The following is a 7,193-nucleotide window of genomic DNA, read 5'->3' on the forward strand; positions in this document are numbered from 1 at the left end:
GAGACATCTCGTCTCCGGGGCCCACTCGTCGTCGCCGGGCTCCACCGCGCCGGTGACCGCTCAGACCGTCTGCGACTCCATCGCCGCCGCGGGCCGGCCGGGCGCCGTTCCGTCGCCGTCCGAGGGCTCCTCCGGCTTCACCGTGCCGCGCAGCGGGACCTCCTTGACGAACAGCGCCGCCACCAGGGCCACCACCGCGACCGAGCCGCCCACCAGGAACGCGATGTGCGTCCCCGAGGCAACGGCGTACTCGTACGCCTCACGCGCGGCGTCGGGCAGCTTCGCCAGGCTCGAGGCGTCCAGCTGCGCGGACTTCTCCGTCACTCCGCCGCCCCCACGCGCCACCATCTCGTCCTGCACCCGTCCGGTGAACAGAGCGCCCATGATCGCGACTCCGAAGGAGCTGCCGAGCGTGCGGAAGAGGGTGGTCGCGGACGAGGCGACGCCCATGTCCTTGAGCTCGACGCTGTTCTGCGCGACGAGCATCGTGATCTGCATCAGGAAGCCCATGCCCGCCCCGAGCACCGCCATGTAGACGCCGGAGGTGAGGGGTGTGGTGCCGGTGTCCATGGTGGCGAGGAGGAACAGGCCGGCGACCATCAGGATGCTGCCGATGATCGGGAAGATCTTGTACTTGCCGGTGCTCGTGGTGACCCGGCCCGCGACGAGCGAGACGATCATCATCGAGAGCAGCATCGGCAGGAGCAGCAGTCCGGAGCTGGTCGCGGACGCGCCCTGGACCGACTGCTGGTACAGCGGGAGGAAGAGCACCGCTCCGAACATCACGAAGCCGGCCATGAAGCCGACCACCGACATGAGGCTGAAGTTGCGGTTGCGGAAGATGTGCAGCGGCATGATCGGTTCTGCGGCCTTGGTCTCCACGAAGACGAAGCCGACGAGGGAGGCCACGCCGAGCGCGATGAGCTCCATGATCACGGCCGAGTCCCAGGCGTACTCCGTGCCGCCCCAGGTGGTGACCAGCACGATCGCGGTGATGCCCACGGTGAGGAGCGCGGCACCCAGGTAGTCGACCTTGGCGTTCGACCGCTCCTTGCGGGGCAGGTGCAGCACCGCGGTGACCATGGCGAGTGCGACCGCGCCCAGCGGGAGGTTGATGTAGAAGCTCCAGCGCCAGCCCAGGTGGTCGGTGATCGCGCCGCCGACCAGCGGCCCGCCGATCATGGCGACCGCCATCACGCCGGCCATCATGCCCTGGTACTTGCCGCGCTCCCGGGGAGGCACCAGGTCACCGAGGATGGCCATGACGCCGACCATCAGACCGCCCGCGCCCAGACCCTGGACCGCTCGGAAGCCGATCAGCTGGCTCATGTCCTGAGCCATTCCGCTCAGCACCGAACCGATCAGGAAGATCACGATGGACGTGAGGAAGATGCCCTTGCGTCCGTACAGGTCACCGAGCTTGCCCCAGATGGGGGTGGAAGCCGCGGTGGCCAGGGTGTAGGCCGTGACCACCCAGGACAGATGTTCCATGCCGCCCAGATCGCCGACGATCGTCGGCATCGCGGTGCCGACGATGAGGTTGTCGAGCATGGCCAGCAACATCGTGATCATCAGGGCGAGAACCACCACCCTGATGTTGCGTGCACGCGGTTCGGCCGGGTCGGCCGCCGTCTTCTTCAGTTCAGCCATGTCGTCTTCCCCTGATCCCCTGGTGCCCGGTCCGCCGACCCGACACTTACTTGCCGCCCGGCTAGTTGGCTACACTGAGGAAAGTAGACCCGTAACTAGCCGGGCGTCAAGTAAGTTCTTGGGAGAGTCGCATGGGCAGCACGCCGCAGCCGCGCCGGGGCAACACCCGCCAGCGCATTCAGGACGTCGCCCTGGAGCTTTTCGCCGAGCAGGGGTACGAGAAGACGTCGCTCCGCGAGATCGCCGAGCAGCTGCAGGTCACCAAGGCGGCGCTGTACTACCACTTCAAGACCAAGGAAGACATCCTCAGCAGCATTTTCGACGACCTGAACCGGCCGGTCGAGGAACTCGTGGCGTGGGGCAAGGAGCAGCCGCGGACCCTGGAGACCAAGAAGGAGATCCTGGTCCGCTACAGCGAGGCGCTCAAGGCCGCCGCGCCGCTCTTCGTCTTCATACAGGAGAACCAGGCGACGGTGCGCGACCTGAGCATCGGCCACACCATGAAGCACCGGGTCATCGCCCTGGTCGACCTGATCAAGGATCCCGACGCCCCGCTCACGGACCAGGTTCGCTGCTTCACCGCACTCTTCGCGATGCACGCGGGGATGCTCGCCCTCAGAGACGCCGAAGGCGACCCCGAGGAGAAGCGCGAGGCTGCTCTCGAGGTCGCCATCGAACTGGTGACCAAGGCCCATGACCCGGGGCCCGCCGCTTAGCGGCTACGGGATGCGCGTCAGACGTGGACGTGCACGGACTTCAGGTACGAGACCGGGTCGAGCGCGGAACCGTAGTTCGGCGAGTTCCGGATCTCGAAGTGCAGGTGCGGGCCGCTGGAGTTTCCGGTGTTCCCGGACAGGGCGATCTTGTCGCCCGTCTTCACGCGGTCGCCGATCTTGACGTCGATCTTCGACAGGTGCGCGTACTGCGAGTACTTGCCGTTGGCGTGCTTGATCACGATGGCGTTGCCGTACGCGGGACCGTCGCCGCCACCGTTCGGGCCGGCCTTGACGACCCGGCCGGTGTGCGCGGCCTCGACCTTGGTGCCGATCGGAACCGCGAAGTCCTGACCGGAGTGCTTGTGGGCCCAGCGGTCGCCGCCGGTGCCGTAGGTGGCGCTCAGCTCGTAGTGGTTGACCGGGGCCTCCCACGAGACGGCCTTCTTCTTGGCCGCGGCCTTCTTCTTCGCGGCCGCCTTCTTCTTGGCGTCGGCCTTCTCGGCCTTGTCGGCCTTGGCCGTCGCGGCGGCCTTGCTCTGGGCGGTCGCCTGCTGGGCGACGGAGTCGGCGGTGGCCGCGCCGGCGAGGGCCGCGGTGTCCGCGGTGCCCGTCGTGCCGGACGCGAACGCCGCGCCCGCACCGAACACCATCGACGCACCCAGGCCTGCGGCCACGACGGCGCCACTGACGCGGGACATGGACGGGCGGCGGGAGTGCTGGAACGTAACGCGCTTCGACATGCGGGGAGAACCTCCGGGGTGACTGGACCCGGTGCTCGACCGGGCTTGCTCCACCTTGGTAACCCGCACCCCCGGCAACACTCAAACACCCCATCTACGATCAAAAGCCGTAGTCAGGGGGGTGGGAATTCGTTGCGGACACCGGCCCGGCGGCAGCGGACGATCTTCCCGATATTTTTCGCGAGGCAGGTTTAACCCCAGCTCCAAAGGCACCCTTCCGGGACACCGGCCAGCAATACGGGCATATACGCCAAAACGCCGAAAGCCTCCCTCGACGCAGGCCGAAGGTCCTTCGCCCTGTCACCCCGACTTCTCCGAAGCTGCCTAGTAGGCCTCCGAGGGCCTGTGCGCCTTGTCACCGCCGGTGGGTCCGAAGCCTGTCCGTTTCGGGACCTTCGGCCCCCGGGGCTGACTACGCTGTCCGGCACACGCTCAGCACCCCGGGGGGACAGATGGCCGACGACACCACCCATGGCCTCGACGGCATCGAGCTCGCCGATGCCGTCGAGTCGATCCGCAACCAGCTCGTCGACGCGGCGAGCCGCGCCACCGGCAGGCCCCTCGCCTTCTCCGTGGGCGACATCCAGATGGAGTTCACCCTCGAACTCCGCAGGGAGCACAAGGCGGGCGGCAAGGTGAAGGCCTGGGTCGTCGAGGCGGGCGCCGACACCTCGCGGTCCACCGGCAGCACGCACAAGGTCGGCTTCACCCTGACGCCGCGCAACGCCGTGACCGGGGAGGCCTGGGAGATCGGGGACGAGGGGGCGGGGAGCACCGCGCACTTCGGTGGCAGCGGCACGGCAGGGTCGTGAGAGCGGTGCAGCCCGCGGACCGTACGGTCGTCGTCTTCGGCGCCCTCCAGGGCAGCGGGGTGCTGCTCACCGACCGGCTGGTGCTGACGTGCGCCCATGTGGTCAAGAGCGGCAACGAGTGCCACCTCGCGCACCCGGACGTCACGGGTCCGGTCCCGGCGACGGTGGCCTGGATCGACCACGACCTCGACGTCGCCCTGCTCCAGACCGCGAGCCCGGTCCTTCCGGTGGGCCCGGCCCGGCTCGGCCTGGTGGACACCCGGCAGGCCATGGACAGCTGCGAGATCACCGGGTTCCCCCGCATCCAGCGGTACGGCGCCGAGAAGCACGCGGAGGCGGACCAGTACACCGCGACGGTCCTGCCCATGGCGGGCCGGATGCGCAACCTGCTGGTCTGCGACCTCGACGGGCCACCGGCCATCCGGTCCGATCAGGCGCCCTCCGTGCTCGCGGGGCTCTCCGGCGGGCCCGTCTTCGCGGGGGACGTCCTGCTCGGGATCGCCCGCCAGGTCCCCCAGCAGCGGGGCGGCAGGCGGATCGAGTGCGTACCGCTCGGGCCCGTACTGACGGCGAAGCCGTTCCAGCTGGTCTACGAACAGAGCGGCCCCCGGCTGCGCCACGAGAAGGTCCACGGGCACTTCCCCCGGGACCTCCGGTACGAGGAGGAGTACGCGGCCTCCATCGGCGCCGCCTACCGGCGTACGAAGATCTTCGGGCTGGACGAGCTGGGCCGGCACGACTCGGAGTGGGACCTGGACACGGCCTATCTGAGCCTGGAGGCGCAGTCCCAGACACCCCCGTCCCCCGGGCCCCAGCGCGTCGACGCACTCCTCGCCGGCCGGCCCCGGGTCCTGCTCCGGGGCGACGCGGGCGCCGGGAAGACCACCCTGCTCTGGTGGCTGGCCGCCCATGCCTCGGCCCGCACCCTGAGCGACGCGCTGGAGCCGCTGAACGGGCTGGTCCCCTTCGTCGTACCGCTGCGGACGCTACGCGCCCGGGGCAGTACCTTCCCGGGCCCCGCCCAGCTCTCCGGCGCCGCCGGACTGGTCATCGACGAGGCCCCCGACGGGTGGGCCGGCCGCGTGATGGAGGCGGGCCGGGCGCTCCTCCTGGTCGACGGTCTGGACGAGGTACCCCCGGAGGAGCGGGAACAGGCCCACACCTGGCTGTCACAGCTCCTGCTGCGCTACCCGGACACACGCTGCGTCGCCACGGTCCGCCCACTGGCCGTCGAGCCGGACTGGCTCAGGTCCGAGGGCTTCGAGGAGCTGCGGCTCCTGCCCATGCGTGACGCGGACATCCAGTCCTTCGTGACGTCCTGGCACCGGGCTGCGCGGCTGGTCGAGGAGGACGAGGACCGGGAAAGGCTGGGCGAGCTGGAGCGGGACCTCGCCCGTCAGTTCTCCCAGAACTCCGCCCTCAGGCACCTGGCCCGCACTCCGCTCCTCTGCGCGGTGATCTGCGCTCTGCACCGCCTCCGGGAGGGTTTCCTGCCGGAGACCCGCTGGAAGCTGTACCGCTCGGCGCTGGAGATGCTGCTCGGCCACCGCGACCGCCGGCGCCGGATCGAAGGCCCCGAGGGCGTCGACATGGACATCGAGGAGCACACCCAGCTCCTCCAGCGCATCGCCGTGTGGCTGGTGCGTGAAGGCCAGTCCGAGTTCACCCGGGAACAGGCCCTGAGGCAGCTGGACCGGGCCCTGCCCGGAATGGACCGGGTGAGCGCACAGGGCCCGGCGGAGAGGATCCTCACCCACCTGCTGAACCGCAGCGGCCTCCTCCAGGAGCACACCGACGACACCTATCAGTTCGCCCACCGCACCTTCCAGGACTTCCTCGCCGCGAAGGAACTGATCGAGGACGACCACCTCAAGGAGCTCCTCCGGCACGCCGGCGAGGAGCAGTGGCAGGACGTGATCCTGCTGGCAGCCGGGCACTGCGGGCGCCGGGAGCTCCCCCTGCTGGTCGAGGGCCTGCTGGATGCCGGTCTCGCGTGCGAGGAGGGCTCCCAGGCGCGGACGGACATCCATGTGCTGGCGGCGCTGTGCGAGCAGCACGCCACCTGGCTGGACAAGGCGGTACGGGAACGGGTCAGGCAGAGCACGGCAGCGCTGTTCCCGCCGGCCGACGGCGAACAGGTGACCGCACTCGCGGGGCTCGGGACGACGGCGCTGGCGTTTCTCCCCTCGCCGCAGGACCTGGCGTCCGACGTTCCGGCCGCAGCGCTGGTGGTGGACCTGATCGGCGAGGTCGGTGGGAGCGACGCCCTCCCGTATGCGCGTGACTGGGCTCTGCAGCACCCCGGTCTCGGTCAGCACTTCACTCTCAGGTGGGACCACTACCCCGCCGAGGAGTACGCACGCGAGGTGATGGCCGTCTGCGACCTCGGGGGTGTTCTTGTGTCGGTGACCGGAAGGGACACCCTGCGGGCACTGCACCAGCTGCCGTCCGTGAACTACCTCTCGCTCTTCGTCGACGCCCCCGAAGCGGAGATACATGAAGCGCTGGCGGACAAGCAGCTGGAACTCCTCATGCTCCACAGCAGCACAGTCACGAAGGGCCTGGCCTGCTTGACGAGCTCTGCCGCATCACTGCGGTATCTGTCGATCAACGGGCCCGCCCTCCAGAACATCGCCGCACTCGCCGAGTTGAGGGCCTTGACGGTCCTCATCCTGGAGACACCTCACCTGCCGCCCACGCACCTCGCACCGCTGGCCGGTCTTCCCGGCCTGGCGTCACTGCACCTCACCCTCGCCGTGGACCGGCTGAGCGGAATTCCCGTCTCCACCACGGTTACCAGCCTTTCGGTGCAGAGCCCACTACCCCTCGTCCTCGACGGCCTCGACGAATGGACGTCGCTCACCGACCTGGCGGTCTCCTCCGTCACGGTGTTCGACGACGCGCTCTCCGAGCTCCGTGCCCATCCCCGGATCACCCGGCTGGGACTCAGTTCCTTCCCCTGGGCGGAACTGCCGGGCGCTGCCGAACCCGTTCCCTCCGTCGAAACAATGCGCGTCCAGGCGCCGCCGTCCGGGCAGGGTCTGGGATGTCTGCGCGCCCTCTTCCCCGCAGTCACCCGCCTTACTCTCGCTGCCTCGGCACAGGGCGCCGCTCTGGACCTCACACCGCTGCACGAGTGGCCCGGGCTGAGTGTGACGGTCACCGGAGCCCACCAGCCCGCCCTCCTCGGGGCGGAAGCGCTGGGCGATCGGCTGGACATCGAAGCGTACTGAAACGCGAAAAGGGGCTGCCCCGGACCGTGGCCGGTCCGGGGC

At 69.4% G+C, this 7,193-nt stretch carries 5 protein-coding genes; 3 read left to right on the forward strand and 2 right to left on the reverse strand.

Annotated features, from left to right (window positions below):
• Positions 1-60: 60 nt before the first annotated feature.
• Positions 61-1,650: an MDR family MFS transporter gene (locus ACFWFI_RS39090; protein ID WP_387400099.1), complete on the reverse strand. Its 1,590-nt coding sequence runs from the start codon at positions 1,648-1,650 to the stop codon at positions 61-63.
• Between the two features lie 131 nt (positions 1,651-1,781).
• Between ACFWFI_RS39090 and ACFWFI_RS39095 the strand changes: the two genes are divergently transcribed.
• Positions 1,782-2,366, forward strand: a complete 585-nt coding sequence (locus ACFWFI_RS39095; protein ID WP_387400102.1) for a TetR/AcrR family transcriptional regulator — start codon at positions 1,782-1,784, stop codon at positions 2,364-2,366.
• Positions 2,367-2,383: 17 nt separating this feature from the next.
• Here the strand turns inward: ACFWFI_RS39095 and ACFWFI_RS39100 are convergent, their stop codons facing one another.
• Complete coding sequence (locus ACFWFI_RS39100) at positions 2,384-3,106, reverse strand: M23 family metallopeptidase (RefSeq protein ID WP_387400105.1); 723 nt, start codon at positions 3,104-3,106, stop codon at positions 2,384-2,386.
• A gap of 452 nt (positions 3,107-3,558) precedes the next feature.
• Between ACFWFI_RS39100 and ACFWFI_RS39105 the strand changes: the two genes are divergently transcribed.
• Both ACFWFI_RS39105 and ACFWFI_RS39110 read left to right on the forward strand, forming a co-directional pair.
• Entirely contained in the window at positions 3,559-3,918 is a 360-nt protein-coding gene (locus tag ACFWFI_RS39105) for a trypco2 family protein (RefSeq protein ID WP_387400108.1), read from the forward strand.
• Between the two features lie 5 nt (positions 3,919-3,923).
• Entirely contained in the window at positions 3,924-7,151 is a 3,228-nt protein-coding gene (locus ACFWFI_RS39110) for an NACHT domain-containing protein (protein ID WP_387400111.1), read from the forward strand.
• Positions 7,152-7,193: the final 42 nt, after the last annotated feature.

It is taken from the genome of Streptomyces sp. NPDC060209, assembly GCF_042728155.1.
GTDB lineage: Bacteria > Actinomycetota > Actinomycetes > Streptomycetales > Streptomycetaceae > Streptomyces.

What these genes read in the sequence shown, in the direction of transcription:
- ACFWFI_RS39090 (WP_387400099.1), bottom strand. Translation starts at nt 1,650, where the DNA reads ATGGCTGAACTGAAGAAGACGGCGGCCGACCCGGCCGAACCGCGTGCA.
- ACFWFI_RS39095 (WP_387400102.1), top strand. Translation starts at nt 1,782, where the DNA reads ATGGGCAGCACGCCGCAGCCGCGCCGGGGCAACACCCGCCAGCGCATT.
- ACFWFI_RS39100 (WP_387400105.1), bottom strand. Translation starts at nt 3,106, where the DNA reads ATGTCGAAGCGCGTTACGTTCCAGCACTCCCGCCGCCCGTCCATGTCC.
- ACFWFI_RS39105 (WP_387400108.1), top strand. Translation starts at nt 3,559, where the DNA reads ATGGCCGACGACACCACCCATGGCCTCGACGGCATCGAGCTCGCCGAT.